18 protein-coding genes are annotated in these 15,844 nt (G+C 61.8%); 16 read left to right on the top strand and 2 right to left on the bottom strand.

The genetic code is table 11. The features are described 5' to 3' along the window. Positions 1-57 precede the first annotated feature (57 nt). The 10 genes from IC50_RS13495 to IC50_RS13450 all read left to right on the top strand — a co-directional run bounded on the left by IC50_RS13495 (position 58) and on the right by IC50_RS13450 (position 7,410). The gene (locus tag IC50_RS13495) at positions 58-1,056 is read left to right on the top strand and encodes a tail fiber protein (RefSeq protein WP_035705034.1); all 999 of its coding nucleotides are present in this window, start codon (positions 58-60) and stop codon (positions 1,054-1,056) included. A gap of 300 nt (positions 1,057-1,356) precedes the next feature. After that, entirely contained in the window at positions 1,357-1,911 is a 555-nt protein-coding gene (locus IC50_RS13490; RefSeq protein ID WP_157460965.1) for a hypothetical protein, read from the top strand. A 38-nt stretch (positions 1,912-1,949) separates the two neighbouring features. Further along, positions 1,950-2,639, top strand: coding sequence for a hypothetical protein (locus IC50_RS13485; RefSeq protein ID WP_035705031.1), 690 nt, complete (start codon positions 1,950-1,952; stop codon positions 2,637-2,639). Further along, positions 2,636-2,866 carry a hypothetical protein gene (locus tag IC50_RS13480; RefSeq protein ID WP_035705029.1) on the top strand — a complete coding sequence of 77 codons (231 nt, stop codon included), beginning with the start codon at positions 2,636-2,638 and terminating at the stop codon, positions 2,864-2,866. Before IC50_RS13485 ends, IC50_RS13480 begins: the two co-directional genes overlap by 4 nt. A gap of 1 nt (position 2,867) precedes the next feature. Next, the gene (locus IC50_RS41270; RefSeq protein WP_035705028.1) at positions 2,868-3,251 is read left to right on the top strand and encodes a hypothetical protein; all 384 of its coding nucleotides are present in this window, start codon (positions 2,868-2,870) and stop codon (positions 3,249-3,251) included. After that, a complete protein-coding gene (locus IC50_RS13470; protein WP_035705026.1) occupies positions 3,248-3,547 on the top strand; it encodes a hypothetical protein in 300 nt (99 codons plus the stop codon). The genes IC50_RS41270 and IC50_RS13470 overlap by 4 nt, the downstream gene beginning before the upstream one ends. 62 nt (positions 3,548-3,609) lie before the next feature. After that, a complete protein-coding gene (locus IC50_RS13465) occupies positions 3,610-4,038 on the top strand; it encodes a GNAT family N-acetyltransferase (RefSeq protein ID WP_035705024.1) in 429 nt (142 codons plus the stop codon). Positions 4,039-4,273: 235 nt separating this feature from the next. Continuing rightward, positions 4,274-5,542 carry a CaiB/BaiF CoA transferase family protein gene (locus IC50_RS13460; RefSeq protein WP_035705023.1) on the top strand — a complete coding sequence of 423 codons (1,269 nt, stop codon included), beginning with the start codon at positions 4,274-4,276 and terminating at the stop codon, positions 5,540-5,542. Between the two features lie 89 nt (positions 5,543-5,631). Beyond that, positions 5,632-6,837, top strand: coding sequence for an acyl-CoA dehydrogenase family protein (locus tag IC50_RS13455; protein ID WP_193374117.1), 1,206 nt, complete (start codon positions 5,632-5,634; stop codon positions 6,835-6,837). A gap of 9 nt (positions 6,838-6,846) precedes the next feature. Continuing rightward, a complete protein-coding gene (locus tag IC50_RS13450) occupies positions 6,847-7,410 on the top strand; it encodes a flavin reductase family protein (RefSeq protein WP_035705021.1) in 564 nt (187 codons plus the stop codon). A gap of 16 nt (positions 7,411-7,426) precedes the next feature. Here IC50_RS13450 and IC50_RS13445 read toward each other — a convergent pair whose 3' ends face one another. Continuing rightward, on the bottom strand, positions 7,427-8,344 hold the full coding sequence (locus tag IC50_RS13445) for an NAD(P)-dependent oxidoreductase (protein WP_050990982.1): 918 nt from the start codon (positions 8,342-8,344) through the stop codon (positions 7,427-7,429). Between the two features lie 164 nt (positions 8,345-8,508). Here IC50_RS13445 and IC50_RS13440 point away from each other — a divergent pair, with 164 nt between their 5' ends. The 6 genes from IC50_RS13440 to IC50_RS13415 all read left to right on the top strand — a co-directional run bounded on the left by IC50_RS13440 (position 8,509) and on the right by IC50_RS13415 (position 14,855). Beyond that, on the top strand, positions 8,509-9,492 hold the full coding sequence (locus tag IC50_RS13440) for an ABC transporter substrate-binding protein (protein ID WP_035705135.1): 984 nt from the start codon (positions 8,509-8,511) through the stop codon (positions 9,490-9,492). Positions 9,493-9,566: 74 nt separating this feature from the next. After that, a complete protein-coding gene (gene ilvD / locus IC50_RS13435; RefSeq protein WP_035705019.1) occupies positions 9,567-11,261 on the top strand; it encodes a dihydroxy-acid dehydratase in 1,695 nt (564 codons plus the stop codon). Between the two features lie 123 nt (positions 11,262-11,384). Beyond that, the gene (locus IC50_RS13430; RefSeq protein WP_050990981.1) at positions 11,385-12,230 is read left to right on the top strand and encodes an ABC transporter ATP-binding protein; all 846 of its coding nucleotides are present in this window, start codon (positions 11,385-11,387) and stop codon (positions 12,228-12,230) included. Continuing rightward, positions 12,227-13,012 (top strand): ABC transporter permease, encoded by a 786-nt coding sequence (locus tag IC50_RS13425; RefSeq protein ID WP_035705017.1) that lies wholly within the window; start codon positions 12,227-12,229, stop codon positions 13,010-13,012. The genes IC50_RS13430 and IC50_RS13425 overlap by 4 nt, the downstream gene beginning before the upstream one ends. Further along, the gene (locus IC50_RS13420) at positions 13,009-13,776 is read left to right on the top strand and encodes an ABC transporter permease (protein ID WP_035705015.1); all 768 of its coding nucleotides are present in this window, start codon (positions 13,009-13,011) and stop codon (positions 13,774-13,776) included. Before IC50_RS13425 ends, IC50_RS13420 begins: the two co-directional genes overlap by 4 nt. 32 nt (positions 13,777-13,808) lie before the next feature. Then, entirely contained in the window at positions 13,809-14,855 is a 1,047-nt protein-coding gene (locus IC50_RS13415; protein ID WP_035705013.1) for a peptidase M29, read from the top strand. On the opposite strand, the gene IC50_RS13410 is transcribed toward IC50_RS13415, so the two are convergent. Next, positions 14,852-15,844, bottom strand: a complete 993-nt coding sequence (locus tag IC50_RS13410) for a 3-hydroxybutyryl-CoA dehydrogenase (protein ID WP_035705011.1) — start codon at positions 15,842-15,844, stop codon at positions 14,852-14,854. The genes IC50_RS13415 and IC50_RS13410 overlap by 4 nt on opposite strands.

Here is a 15,844-nt window from a genome sequence, read left to right as displayed (position 1 = left end):
CTCATCGAACCAGGCGATCGCGAGCCACGGCATCGCACTCCACATCAAGGATACAGGATGACTCTCTACAAATGGTCTCAAACGGCGTCGGCCGACGCCACGGCAGATTCGACGATCAACTGGTCGGAGGGGCAGGCCCCTTCCAGTGTCAACGACTCGGCGCGCGCGATGATGGCGGCGATTGCCAAGTACCGTGATGACGTCGCTGGTGCGATCGTGACGACCGGCACCAGCACGGCCTATGCGGCCAATACCTATCAGGTGTTTCAGTCGGTCTCGCAGCTGAACGGTCAAGTGATCGCGTTCACGCCGCATGCGACGAATGGAGCGACCGTGACGCTCAATGTAGACGGTCTTGGTGCAAAGCCGCTTTGGTCGGCGCCCTCTGTTGAATTGCCTGCTGGCGTTCTGGTGCAGGGCACGCCTTATGCCGCGCTTTACAATGCGAGCGATGCAGCGTTCTATCTTCATGGGTTCTTTGCCAACCCATACTCCATCCCGATCGGCGGCAGCATTGATTTCTGGGGATCGACCGCTCCGAACAGCTCGTTCGTGCTGATGTATGGGCAGGCGATCTCGCGAACGACGTATTCGACGCTGTTCTCAATGGTTAGCACGGCCTATGGAAGCGGAGATGGATCGACCACGTTCAATGTTCCTGACCTGCGAGGCCGTGTCACCGCCGGCAAGGATGATATGGGAGGGTCCGCAGCCTCCCGCCTGACTAGCGTCGGGCTCGGTGTAAGCGGCGCGATCCTCGGCAATGCCGGCGCTACCGAGTCGTATCAGCTACAAACCTCGAATCTTCCACCTTATACGCCGTCTGGTACGAACATAGGCGGTGCATCCAATTTCCAATTCAGTCAGATCAGTGTTGGAGGGACCGGCGGTTCACAGAATATTATCACCACAATTTCAAATTCTGGCGGTGGTGTGGTCATGAACACCAATTTTACCCAACCGACCTTTACCGGCACTGCGCAGGGCGGCTCCAGCACGGCGTTTTCACGCTGTCAGCCGACGATCATCTCTAACAAGTTGCTGCGGATCATCTAAGGTCGGCTTCCGGTTGCATTTAAGCTGCTTCGCGAGTTAAAAGAAACCATGGATTGGCGTCTCAAAGCGTTGGCGTTCCGAGCGCTAGAGCTCCCTGGCGGGACTCGCGCTCATTACTTCTTGCAGCGGCATGTGACGAGGAATTGGCCGCGGAAGAATGTGACACTTGACGCTCTAGCTGGTATCGCGAGGCGTGTCGTTGCCGACTACAGCGCGGTACTTGGCTCTGCCCCGACTTCGGCTATGGAGATCGGTGCTGGCCGAGATTTGGCGGTGCCGTTGGCGCTCCGAGCACTAGGAGTGCGGAAGGTCATCGCCTGCGATGTTGAGCGGCTGGCGAAACTGGATCTGATCCAACACGCGGCGGCCCGTCTGGGCGGCAGGATCGATAGCTGGGACGCTCTCGCAGAATACGGCATCGAGTACCGCGCTCCGTACCATGTGATCGATGATGGGACGCAAGTTGATTGCTCCTGTTCGAATGAAGTTCTTGAACATGTGCCGGCTGACCAACTTGCGGCTCTCCTCAAGGGGTTGCGGTCGGTCACAAATGGCATCACGACGCACTCGATCGACTACAGCGATCACTATGCTCGGTCGGACAAGTCAATTTCGCGTTTAAACTTCCTGCGCTACTCGGATAAGGAGTGGTGCCCGTTCAATAGCGGTAAGCAGTATGTAAATCGACTCCGTCATAGTGACTATGTGCGGATGTTTAGGGAAGCCGGCTTCACGATCCTGGAAGAAAGCTCGGTGGCTGGTGAGCCACCGCCCGATCTAGAGATAGCCGAGCAATTCAGGCGATACGATCCGTCGGATCTATTCGCAATAAAGGGGCGCATCGTCGCCGCCTAACTAGGCCGCCTTCGGGCGGCCTTTTCATTGGAGCATTCATGGTAGACTTCGACGCCCTCACTCGGGCGAACCTACGGCGCTGGCAGCAAGCCAAGCCCACCCGGAAGACGCTGAGCGACAGCGTCGCCAAATCGCTTGTGGCGGCCAAGAAGCGCTACCAGGCCGTCGAGGCAGAGACCGGCGTCCCGTGGGCCGTGATGGCCGTCATCCACCAGCGGGAATCGTCTCAGAATTGGGGCCGCTCGTTGGCCCAAGGTGATCCCTGGAACAAGGTCTCGGTCCACGTGCCGGCGGGCCGAGGTCCGTTCAATTCGTGGGAAGAGGCGGCGATCGACGCGCTGCTCAACTGCCACCCGCATCTTGCGAAGCGCAAAGACTGGTCTCTTGCCGGCGTTCTGATCGCGCTGGAGATGTACAATGGTCTTGGCTACGCCAGCAAAGGCATTCCGAGCCCGTACCTGTGGGCGGGTACCAATCAATACAAGTCCGGAAAATATGTCGCCGATGGGCGGTACGATCCGAACCACGTCGACCAGCAGCTCGGCTGCGTGGCGATGCTGCTCTCGATGATGGCGACCGATCCCACGATTGAATTCACGGGCACCAAGGCCGCGCCGTCGGTGCCGCAAGCACCGCACCGGCCTCCTTCTGTCGCCAACCCCTCCAAGGGCTCCATCGGAGCATTTATCGCCAACATCTTCAACGCCATCTTCAGGAGGAAGTCATGACCACGTCGTTCGATAAGGTCAAGGTCTGGTTCAAGGATTCCGTGACGATCCTGTGGGCGCGCATTCAGTACATCCTGGGAGTGCTCGGCGCCGGCCTGATCGCGGCGTTTTCCGGCTACGATTTCACGCAGCTCACGAGCATGGACGCAAGATCTGCGTTCAAGATGCTGCTCGCGGTTGCGACCGCTGGCGTGTTGACCGAAATCGCACGGCGCCGGACGCTCTAGGATGTGGATGACCATCCTCAGTTTCCTCGGCGGTCCGGTCATCAAGGGACTGATCGACGCCTACCAGGCCAAGCTCAAGGCCGGCAATGTTGATAGCAAAATCGCGGCAGATCTCGCGGCGAGCGAGATCGCGTCGCAGACGGCGGAAGCCAACGCCGTCATGCAGTACCGCATCGCCGAGATCGGGCACTGGTACGAGCCGGACAAGCTGATGGGCTATTGCGTGGCGCTCTATTTCGCAAAGCTCCTGGTCTGGGACAAGGTCCTTGGACTTGGCTCGACGGACGCTCTGGCGGGCTTTGCGGCAATCACAGCCAATCTTGTGGTCTCGTTTTATTTCGCCAAGCGCGGCTTCGAGAATGTTGCAAGGATCATCAAGCGGTGAAGATGCCAGACGACGAAATCGGGGCCATTGTTACCGAAACCCTGGCTGAGCAGCACAAGCTCCAGCAGGAAAGCGTTGATGCAATCGTATTGAAGGCGGTGGCGTCGGTGCTGGCCTCTTTTGGAATCGAAGATGATGACCGAAGGGAGCTGAGGGCTGATTTCCAGCACCTGCGGAGGTGGCGAAAGAGCGTGGAGCAGGCGCAGAGCTACACCTTCAAAGCCGTGATCACGGTGATCGCCAGCGGCCTGATGGGGGCCGTCTGGCTTGGTGTCAAGGTCGTGCTGGGCAAGTGAACCTTCACGGCGGCGACAGCGCTGCACCAGCAGTCACGTTATTCCTTGCGGACGGCCATCCCATGTACAGAATTCGCATTGTCGATGCATCCGACGACGACATCGCCGATGCATTGTCCGATCTGCATCAGTCGACATTCCTCGATTCGGCCGCCATGCCGCAATTCGAATTGGGCGCGTGGTGGTTGGCCTATCACGGTGATGATGCGGTCGCTTTTGCCGGCGTCGTTCCATCCACGCACGTAAGAAATGGCGGCTATTTCTCCAGAGTTGGCGTGCTGCAACGGCATTGGGGACGCGGCCTTCAGCGAAGATTGATGCGTGTGGCGGAGGCGAGCGGAAGGCGTATCGGATGGGACAGCATCGTCTCTGATACGACGGACAATCCCGTATCTGCGAACAACTTCATCCAGGCGGGCTATCGGCTCTTCGAGCCCGAGGCGCCCTGGGCCTGGGCGCATACGCTCTATTGGCGAAAGTGGCTTCGTTGAGCAGGGTTTCCCACCGCACGGAACGTGCCTCCTATAGCGTTGAACGGCCGGTACGAGTTGTAGCGCGACTTCGTATGCCTGAAATGTCCGAGGATCCGGCAGCTTGGGGGCTGCCGGGTCCTTTTTGCGTATTGAAGCGATGCGGGTGAAGCACTTGCGAAGCTGGCGGCGCCGGGCTTTAAGTTTGTTCCTGCGAGAAATTCGGCGGCCACAAGCCGATAAGGGAGCGCTATCGATGCCCACCAAGCCTCAACTGCCGGTACGTTCGTCACGAGGGACGGGAGGGCCGACTGCGCTCGATGGTCTTTTGGTCGTCGATTTCACGCGTGTGGTCGCCGGCCCGGCCTGCACCCAGACGCTCGCCGATTTTGGCGCGCACGTCATCAAGATCGAGAATCCCGAGGGTGGCGACGACACGCGCGCCTATGAGCACGCCGAGATTGGCGGCGAAAGCGCCGCCTATCTCAGCCTGAACCGCAACAAGCGCGGCATTGCGCTCGACCTTGCCGTGCCGGCGGCCCGAGAGATCGCGCTGGATCTGATCCGCAAGGCAGATGTGGTCGTGGAGAATTTTTCGAGCGGGGTGATGAAGAAGTTCGGGCTAGACTATGAGTCGGTCGCGCCGCTCAACCCGCGGCTGGTCTATTGCTCGATCTCCGCCTACGGTCGCACCGGACCGTTCGCCGCGCGGCCCGGCTTCGATCCCATCACGCAGGCGGAAAGCGGCTTCATGTCGCTCAACGGATTTGCCGACGGCCCGGCGGTTCGTACCGGTCCGCCCATCGTGGACATGGCGACGGGGATGTCTGCCTGCAATGCCATCCTGCTGGCTCTGCTGGCCCGCGATCGGCTCGGCCGCGGCCAGCACGTCGAAGTCGCCCTGTTCGACATCGCGATGGGGCTGACCGGCTTCTATGGCATGGCCTATCTCATCAATGGCGAAAACCCCGGCCGGTTCGGCAATTCGCCCAGCGGGTCTCCCACCGTCGGCGTCTACGAAGCCTCCGACGGGCCGTTCTACATGGCCTGCGCCAACGACCGGCTCTACCGCCGGCTCGTGGTCGAAGTGTTGAATCGGCCTGATCTCATCACCGATCCGCAGTTTGCCACGCGCAAAGCCCGTTCGGAGAACAAGGAGCTCTTGCGGGCTGCCATTGCGGAAGTCTTTGCAAGCGATACTCTCGAAAACTGGATGGCGAAGATGAAGGCGGCCAATATCCCGGTCGGCTATCTCCGGACGGTCGAGGAGGGGTTCAATGCGCCCGAGGCTCGCGAGCGTCATCGCTTGAACCGGATTCCGCACCCTACAGCGGAATGGGTGCCGAATATCGAGCCGCCGATCACCATGAGCCTGACCGGCGCGATTGATCCCGTTGCGGCACCTCTGTTGGGCGAGCATACGAAGCAGGTCCTGGATGATACGCTCGGCTACGACGAACGTCGGATCGCGAATTTTGCCGAGAAGGGCGCCTTCGGCTCGGTCAAGCCTCCAACGTCGGCTTGACTCATTCCCTCGGCTTGATTTGACGAAGGTCCCGCCGCATAAATGTGTGAAAGCGAGGGACACGAATGGCACCTGGCCAGGAGCCGAGCATGACCCAGCCCACAGGCCAGCAAGCCCGTGGAGAGGTCTATACGTCGATGATTGCGAAGGGCCGGGCACTTCTGCCGCGACTTCGCGAGCGGGCGGCGCGGACTGAGGAACTGCGGCATCTTCCGACGGAAACCGAAAGGGATCTCCACGACGCCGGCCTGTTCCGGATGCTTCAGCCGGCCCGGATCGGCGGCGCTGAGCTCGACTATGTCGCCCTCGTCGATTGCGCTGAGCTGCTCGGGCAGGCGGATGCGTCGGTGGCCTGGAATCTCGCCAATCTGGCGAGCCATCACTGGATGCTCGGCATGTTCGAGCAGAAGGCGCAGGATCTGGTCTGGGGCCGTGATCCGGATGCGCTGATCGCATCCTCGTTCATTTTTCCAGCCGGACGCGCCACGCGGGTCGCGGGCGGATACCAGCTGCATGGTAGCTGGCCATTCTCCTCCGGCGTTGCCTCCTGCGGATGGAACATGCTTGCAAGCGTGGTCTACTCCGACGACGAGGCTGATGGCATCGAGTATCGAATCTTTCTGCTGCCGAAAGGCGATTATAAGGTGCTGGACACCTGGAATGTCGCCGGGCTACGCGGGACGGGATCTTGCGACGTGGAGGTCAGGGACGCCTTCGTGGCTGACCATATGACGGTCGCCGTCGGGGACCTTGCCGGTGGTCCGACGCCGGGAAGCAAGGTCAATCCGAATCCGCTGTATGCGCTTCCCGTGTTCTCGCTGTTCCCGTACGTCCTCTCCGGTGTCGCGCTGGGAAATGCGCAGGCGTGTCTCGACGATTATACGGAGGTCGCACGTCATCGAATTTCAACCTACAACCGCGCCAAGCTGAGTGATTTTCAAAGCACGCAGATCAAGATTGCGGAGGCCTCGGCGAAGATCGACGCCGCACGCCTGATCATGCGGTCGGCCTGCCTCGAAGCCATGGAGCACGCGCGGCGCGGTCACATCCCTGACATGGCGACCAAGACCAGATATCGGCGCGACGGATCTTTTTCAGTGAACTTGTGCACGGACGCAGTCTCGATGCTGTTTGCCGCGAGCGGCGCGCGCGGTCTGTTCACGAGCGGCGTGTTGCAGCGGCAGTTCCGTGATGCGCACGCGATCAATTCACATCTCGCGTTCAACTTCGATGCGGCCGGGACCAACTATGGACGGGTGGCGCTCGGCCTGCCGTCCGAGAATCTCACGCTGTGAGGTCGGCCGATGAATGATCTGCCGAAGCAGCCCCGCGCTCCCGATCCCGCCAACGAGTTCGCGAGCGACAACTCTCAGATCGATCCTCGCGACTTTCGCAACGCGCTCGGAACCTATGCAACGGGCGTGACGATCATCACGGCGGCAGCGCCTGACGGCAAGCCCTACGGGCTGACATGCAATTCGTTCGCGTCGGTCTCGCTGAATCCGCCGTTGGTTCTGTGGAGCCTCGTCGTCTATTCCTCAAGTCTGACCATCTTCCAGAACGCCAGCCATTTCACCGTCAACGTCCTCGGCGCTTCGCAACAGGCGCTTGCGAACAAGTTCGCAAGATCGTCGGACGACAAGTTCACGGGCGTGGACTGGACCCCTGGCCTCGGCAACGCGCCAGTACTCGGCGAGAGCGTTGCCAACTTCCAATGCCGCTCCGTGAATCGCTACTATGGCGGCGATCACGTGATCTTTCTCGGGGCGGTCGAGGCCTACGCCTACAATGCGAAGGAGCCGCTGCTCTTCGCGCAAGGGGCGTTCGGCCGCTTCATGGCCGACGATGAACGCAAGAAGGCGCCGTAACGCGCTTCAGGTCGCCCTAGACAGCCTCGCGCTCTGCCGCTGAAAGCCTGTAGATCTCCAGCGCGTCCGCTTCCGCGCCGCGAGCGGCCTTGGCCAGCCTGAAAAGCTGTCCGGCAAGCGAGGCCATCGGCACCGGCGTCGACGTCGCCTGTGCGACATCGGCGACCGTATCGAGATCCTTGAGCATCGTGGCGATGTGGCCGAGCGGCGGGGTGTGAATGCCCTGCACCATCCGCGGCACGAACAGCTGGAGCGGAATGGAATCCGCAAAGCCGCCGGCGAGCGCTTCCGGCAATCGGTTCGCGTCAATCCCGGCGTTCACGGCAAGGCGCGTTGCTTCCGCGAGCACCGCCATTGCGCATCCGACGATCACCTGGTTACACAGCTTTGTGGTCTGGCCGGCGCCGATTGGGCCCATGTGAGTGAACCTGCGCGCCATGGTCAGCACATAAGGCCGCACCCTCTCGATGTCGCCAGCTTCTCCGCCCGCCATGATGGCGAGTGTGCCTTCCTCGGCGCCCTTGGTGCCCCCGGACACTGGCGCATCGATCCAGCGCGCGCCGTTTGCGTTTTTCAGTCGCGCCGCAAGGTCGCGCGCGGCGTCAGGATGGATCGACGAGAAATCGACGACAAGCTTGCCTGCGCCAGGCGCCGCTGCCAGACCCTCTGGTCCGAAGATCACCTTCTCGACCGCCGCCGCATCGGTCACGCACATGAAGACGATGTCCGAGTTTGCCAGGAGATCACGAGGCGTGACCGCGCGCTTGGCGCCGGCCTCGGCGAGCGGAGCCACCTTGCCCTCCGACCGGTTCCAGACCGCAACCCGATAGCCGGCCTTGAGCAGGCGTCGGCTCATCGGCGTTCCCATGAGTCCAAGGCCCAGGTAGCCGAGCCTCTCGGTGGCTTGCGGGTTTGCCTTGCTCTCATCAGCCATAGGTTGCCTCCTTCTGTCGCAATGCGACGCCGCTTTACCATACATTGCGCATCGGACGGCAAAACCGCCTGGCTTGCATGGCTTGCCTGATTGTTTGAACCATGAAACATTTGAGGCGGTCGGGTTGGGAGCGCCGGTCGGCGCCGGAGCAGCGGAGTGGCACGATGCGAACCGTTTCGAAGTGGGTCCTGGCTCTGGGAGCGGCTGCAGCCGTGAGCGCGGGGGCAGGCCCGTCATGGGGGCAGCAGACGATCCGCGTCGGCTGGACGATCCCGGCAGAGGAATCCAAGTACTGGATGATGCGCAGGCCAACCGAATTTCCCAATATTGGTAAGGCCTACAATATCGAATGGACCCAATTCCAGGGCACCGCGCCGATGACGCAGGCCCTTGCAGCCGGTGCGCTGGATTGCGCGACGCAGGCGCCGCTATCGCTCGCCAACGGCGTGGTCGGCGGCAATCTCAAGGCCTACATCGTGGCGCAGCACGTCTTCGAGAAGCCTGGCGGTTTCTCGGTCTACTGGGCGGTCATGGATAACTCGCCCATCAAGACAATCGCCGATCTCAAGGGCAAGACGGTCGGCATTTCCGTGATCGGTGGCGGCACGCAAGGGCCGTTCAACCTGCTTCTGAAGCAGAATGGCGTCGATCCGGCCAAGGACATCAAGCTGGTCGAGGTCGGCTTTGCCGTCTCCGAAGATGCGCTCCGCCAGGGCCGCGTCGATGCGGTCAACATGAACCAGCCGTTTGCCGCGCGCGCGGAGGCAAAGGGCGGCACAAGGAAGCTGTTTTCGCTGTCCCAGGCGATGCCGAACATCGTGCACATTCTGGAAGCGTGCCGTGCCGATTTCGTGGACAAGAACCCCGAGTTGGTGAAGGCCTACGTCCGTGACATCACGTCGGGCATGAAGAAGGCGCTGGCCAACCGTGAAGAGACCTTGAAGGTCGTATCCGAGGTGCTCAAGGCGCCCATTCCGGTGCTCGACACCTACCTGCTCAAGGACAATGATTTCGGTCGTGATCCTGGTGCAGCACCAAACTTCCCCGCGATCCAGAAGATGCTGGACATCTATGCAGAGACAGGAATGCTGCCCAAGTTGGATGTCGCACAGTTCAAGCATCAGACGATCGTCGCTCCGCTGCAATAGCAGCGGGGGAATTGTCGAGCGTAAGATCGTGGCGTCCCGGATCATCCGGGACGCTGCATGAAGAAGATGCAGATATGAAGAAGTTGCGTTCACGAGTCACGACGGATGGGCTCGACCGGGCCCCGCATCGTGCATTCATGCGCGCCATGGGGCTCGACGACGCTGCGATTGCCAAGCCGATGGTAGGCATCGTCAGCATGAAGGGCGAGCAGACGCCCTGCAACATGACCCACGACTTCCAGGTGGCCGCTGCTAAAACCGGAATCGAGGAAGCTGGCGGCACACCGCGTGAGTTCTCGACCGTCTCGGTTTCCGATGGTATCAGCATGAATCACGAGGGAATGAAGTTCTCGCTGTTTTCGCGTGAACTGATCGCCGACTCGATCGAGGCCGTCGTGCATGGGCTGGCCTACGATGCGCTGATCGGATACGGCGGATGCGACAAGACGCTTCCCGGCGTGATGATGGGAATGGTGCGCTGCAACGTACCATCCATTTTCATCTATGGAGGCAGCTCACTGCCGGGCCGCGTGGATGGGCGTACGCTCACAGTGCTCGACTCCTATGAGGCTGTCGGCGGCTTCATGACCGGCGAGATCGACGGCGCCACGCTCGAGCGGATCGAGCGTGCCTGCTTGCCGACGATCGGCGCGTGCGCCGGCCAGTTCACCGCGAACACCATGGGAATGGTCTCCGAGGCGATGGGGCTGACCATTCCCAACGTCTCGATGGTGCCCGGCGTGTATGCCGAGCGTGCGCAGATTTCGCGCCGCGCTGGACGCCTGATCATGGAGATGCTGGAGCGCGGCGGACCGCTGCCGCGCGACATCGTGACGCGGAAATCCCTGGAAAACGGCGCGGCGATCGTTGCGGCAACGGGGGGCTCGACCAACGCTGCGCTGCATCTGCCGGCGATTGCGAACGAGGCAGGCATTGCATTCACGATCGATGACGTGGGCGAGGTATTCGCCAGGACGCCGTTGATTGGGAATCTGCGTCCCGGAGGCAAGTACACGGCAAAGGATGTCTACGACATCGGCGGCGCAGCGGTCGTGATCCGCGAGCTGATCCAGAGCGGTCACATCGAGGGCAGTTGCATCACCATCACAGGCCGCACGCTTGCTGAAGAATACGGCGCGGCCAATGCGCCGGACGGCGAGGTGGTTTACGCGTCTCGTGCCCCGATCATGCCTGACGGCGGCGTGGCGGTGCTGAAGGGGAATCTCTGCCCCGACGGTGCGGTGATCAAGGTCGCGGGCCTGAAGAGTCAATTCTTCGAGGGCGTGGCGCGCGTGTTCGAAGACGAGGAGGGCTGTGTCAAAGCGGTTCGGGATCGCACTTACAAGGCGGGCGACGTTCTCGTGATCCGCAACGAGGGGCCGGTCGGCGGGCCCGGCATGCGTGAGATGCTCGGCGTCACCGCTCTGATCTACGGGCAGGGCATGGGCGAAAAGGTGGCGCTGATCACCGATGGCCGGTTCTCCGGCGCGACCCGCGGCATGTGCATCGGCTACGTGGCCCCCGAAGCATTTGTCGGCGGTCCTCTGGCGCTGGTTCGCGACGGCGACAGGATCCGGATTGATGCCGCAAACCGGCGGATGGATGTGCTGCTCGACGAGCAGGAACTCGCCGCGCGGCGACGCAATTGGAATCAACGCCCGCCGCGTCACCGTGCAGGTGCGCTCGCAAAATATGCGCGACTGGTCGGCCAGGCGCCGGGCGGCGCCGTCACGCATGAAGGCCCGGCAGAGTGGCCGTGGTTCGAATGACGCACCCCACGGGTGCGAAAACGGCCGCCTGTCTGGCAGGCTTCTTGCTAAGCTTGTGCCGCTGACGGAAGACGTTCAGCAGGTTTATCGAGGAATGTTCGCGCGAGTGAGACGAGAGACGGGATGACGGTGGTGCCTGCGAGATCGAGCGAATGGGTGAGACCGGTGACATCACAAGAGCCGGCTTCTGCAATCATCGAGATCGATCGCGTCTCGCAGGTCTTTCAGACCTCGGCGCGCAAGGATCATTTGGCGCTATCGGAGATCTCGCTGACGATCGAGGAGGGAGCCTTCGTCTCCATCCTTGGTCCGTCCGGCTGCGGCAAGTCGACATTGCTCTATATCGTCGGTGGTTTTGTCCGCCCGACCAGCGGCACAGCGACGATCAAGGGACATGCGATCGCAGGGCCAGGTCCGGATCGCGGACCGGTGTTTCAGGAGTTCGCGCTGTTTCCCTGGAAGACCGTGCTGGGCAATGTGATGTATGGTCCGCGCCAGCAAGGGGTGCACGCCGCCGAGGCCGAAGCGCAGAGCCGGGCCTTGATCGAGATGGTCGGCCTCAAGGGGTACGAGAATTTCTACCCCAAGGAATTGTCGGGTGGCATGAAGCAGCGCGTGGCGCTGGCGCGCACGCTCGCCTACCATCCCGAAGTGCTTCTGATGGACGAGCCGTTCGGCGCGCTCGACGCGCACACCCGGACACGCCTGCAGAACGATCTTCTGAACATCTGGGAGCGTGACCGCAAGACGGTGCTGTTCGTCACTCATTCGGTCGATGAGGCTGTCTTCCTGTCGGACAAAGTCGTCATGATGTCGAAATCGCCCGGCCGCATCCGGCAGGTCATCGACATTGATCTGCCGCGGCCACGCCGCCGCAATGAGCTATTGCTCGACCCGCGCTATCAGAAGTACGTCGTCGATATCGAGCGCATGTTCGATGAGAGCGACGAAGCCGGGTCTGTCTCATGATGGCGCAGGCTGCCTTGATCAGGCGGGCCGCTCCGGTGCTGGCCTGCATCGGATTGCTGGCCGTGTGGCAGCTTGCCGCGCTCGCGCTGAAGAACGACAGCTTCCCGACGGCGATCGAGGCGATCCGGGCAGTTCCGGACATTCTCGGCGACAAGGAATCCCTGATCAACATCCTCGCTTCGCTTCGCCGCATGGCGATCGGGTTCGGTGTGGCGGTGCTGGTTTCGATTCCACTGGGGCTGTTGATGGGACGCAGCCGCGGCGTTGCAGCCTTCTTCAATCCACTTCTGATGGTGATCTATCCGGTACCCAAAGCTGCCTTGATGCCGATCATCATGCTTTGGCTGGGCGTCGGGGACATCACCAAAACACTGGTGATCTTTCTGGGCGTCAGCCTCCCTGTGATCTATCACAGCTTCGAGGGTGCCAAAGCCGTCGAAGAGAAGATGCTATGGTCGGGTGCCGCGATGGGGCTTTTGCCCGCACAACGCCTGGTACGGATCGTGCTGCCCGCGGCGCTGCCGGAAATCCTGACCGGATGCCGCACAGGATTGGTGCTGGCGCTGATCACGATGATCACCAGCGAGATGATCGCCCGTCAATCGGGGGCCGGCAACATCCTGTTCAATGCGCTCGACATGGGTCAATACGACACCGTCTTTGCGATGATCATCATCGTCGGGGCAATGGGAATTTGCCTCGATGCGATCTTCGAAAAGGTACGTGCCAGACTCGTGCGTTGGTCCGAGCCGCAGTTCGACATGCCGCTGAGCTTCTCATGATGTCGCGCTTTCTCTCCCCGAACGTCGTTCTCGGAATCGCCCCGATCGTGCTGGTGATCGCGGTGTGGCAGGGCTTGGTGTCATTCGGCTTTGCGCCCGCGGTCTTGCTGCCGCCACCGGGCTTCGTCTTCGGCCGGCTCCTTCAACAGCTCGTGACGTTCGCCTTTCAGCAGGAGATCGCGGCAACGCTGATGCGGCTGTTTGCCGGATTTTCGATTGCGGTCGTGCTTGGCGTGAGCATCGGTATCGCGGCTGCCGCCAGTCCCGCGATCGACGCCGTGGTCCGTCCGATCGTCCGTGTATTGGCGCCGTTGCCCAAGGTCGCGCTCTATCCGGCGCTCCTGCTCTTGCTCGGGTTCGGCCACGGATCGAAGATCACATTGGTAGCCGCGGACGCGCTCTTTCCCATTCTGCTCTCGACCTACTACGGTGCATCGACCGTCGAGCAGAAGCTGATTTGGTCAGCCATGGCGGCAGGAACCCAGCGCTATGAAGTCCTCTTCAAAGTGGTGCTGCCGGCCGCGATGCCGTCGATCCTGACCGGATGCCGGATCGGCCTTGTCATTTCCTGCATCGTGGTGTTTCTGGCCGAGATGATCACGTCGACGGACGGACTGGGGCACTCCCTGGTGACGGCGGCCCGAACGTTTCAGGCCGTGGACATGTTCGTGCCGCTGATCACGATCTCGCTGCTGGGGTTGATCCTGAACGGCCTGTTGGGGGCCGTGCGCTCGTACTTGCTCCGGGGCTTCCCCGAAGCGTAACAAACAAGAATCCTGAAAAGCGGGAGAGAACCATGCTGGCTGATCGCATCGAGGCAAAATGGATCGACGCATTCTGCGAGATCTTTGAGCGATGCGCCGTCAAGGCCGGAGATACTGCGGCGATCCTCTCGGAAACCCAATCGCGCGCGTTGAACGTGCATCTGGCGGAGCTCGCGCTGCTGCGGATGGGAGCGCGGCCGTTTCACGTCGTGATGCCGACACCGCGCAACCGGCATATCGTTCCGGTGCGCTCGACTGGGGCCAGCGAGGCGATCCAACGGCTTGGCCCGGTCGTCACTGCACTTCAGCAGGCCGGCTTCGTGGTGGATTGCACCATCGAGGGTCTGATGCACGCGGTGGAGACGCCAGAGATATTGAAGGCCGGGGCGCGGATCCTGGTAATTTCGAATGAGCATCCCGAGGCGCTAGAACGGATGGCGCCGGATCCCGCGCTCGAGAGACGCGTTCGAGCCGCGGCCAAGATGTTGCGTGGGACCAAGCGGATGCGGGTGACGTCGAAGGCCGGCACGGCGCTCGATGTTGATATGGTCGGCGCGTCCACGGCTGGGGTGTGGGGTTGGACCGATAAACCCGGCACGCTGGCGCACTGGCCCGGCGGAATCGTCGTCAGCTTCCCCAAGAGCGGAACCATCAACGGCACACTGGTGATGGCGCCCGGCGACATCAATCTCACTTTCAAGCGCTACCTGACGTCTCCTGTGAAGATGACGTTGAAGGACGACTATGTCGTCGAGCTGGAAGGTGAGGGCACCGACGCCGCAATGATGCGCGCCTATCTCGCCGCCTGGGGCGATCGCGAAGCCTACGCCGTCTCGCATGTCGGCTTCGGCATGAATCCGGGCGCGCGCTATGAGGCGCTGTCGATGTACGATCAGCGCGATACCAACGGCACCGAGATTCGGGCCGTCTCCGGCAATTTCCTGTTCTCGACCGGAGCGAATGAATTCGCAGGGCGCTACACGGCAGGACATTTCGACCTGCCGATGATGGGAACGACGATCGAACTCGACGGCGTTGCGGTGGTCCGGGAGGGCGTGCTCCAGGACGTCTTCGGCTAGTTGCGGTCGAGCACCGGGGGGCGCGCCAGTCCGAAGTGCCGGAGCAGGTCGACCATGGCTTGGAGCCGCTTCGCGCGATAGGCGTCGACGTCGAGCCCGGAATAATCGAGAAATCCTGCGCCAGTGCGCAGGCCGATCCGGCCTTCATGCATGTTGTGAAAAATGACGTCCGGCGCCCGATAGCGCTCGCTGCCGAGCGCGCCTTCCAGATACTGGCTCGCGTAGTAGAGAATGTCGCCACCGCCCCAATCGATGAATTCGAGCAGTCCGAGCACGGCATAGCGGAAACCGAAGCCGTAGCGGATCGCCTTGTCGATCTCCTCCGCGCTGGCGACGCCTTCCTCGACCATGCGTGCGGCCTCGTTCATCGCGAGTGCCTGGATGCGCGGGACGATGAAGCCGGGCGTCGCCGCGCAGACAACGGGCACCTTGCCGATGCCTTCGAGCAGAGCTTTGACTTCCTCGATGATGGCGGGGTCGGTGGACTTGCCGGGGGAAACTTCGACCAGCGGGATCAGGTAGGCTGGATTGAGCCAATGCACGTTGAGAAAGCGACGAGGGTTCACGATCGCGCCGGAGAGATCATCGACGAGAATGGTCGATGTCGTCGATGCCATGATCGTGTCCGGGCCGACTTGCCTTGAGGCGGCCGCCAGCACCTCCCGCTTGAGTTCGACGACCTCGGGAACGCCCTCGAACACCATGCCGGCCTCAGAGAGCGCTGAACCGCTTCCGCCGGCCGCGACCACCGAGACCCGCGCGATGAGCGGCTCGACATCCGCCTCGGTCAAGAGCCCCAGCTTCGACAGGCTGGCAAAGGTCTTCCTGACCTCGCCGCGTGCGTCCGCTTCCAGCCTGGCAAATTCCTCCGCGGAGCGCGCCTTGACGTCGATCATCGTGACGCTGTGGCCCGCATAGGCGAACGCGACGGCGATGCCGCGTCCCATGCGGCCAGCACCGAGGCAGGCGATATTGACGCGATTGGTCAT

This window comes from Bradyrhizobium genomosp. I (2014), assembly GCF_000261685.1.
Lineage (GTDB): Bacteria > Pseudomonadota > Alphaproteobacteria > Rhizobiales > Xanthobacteraceae > Bradyrhizobium.
This window is presented reverse-complemented; position numbering and strand designations above follow the sequence as displayed.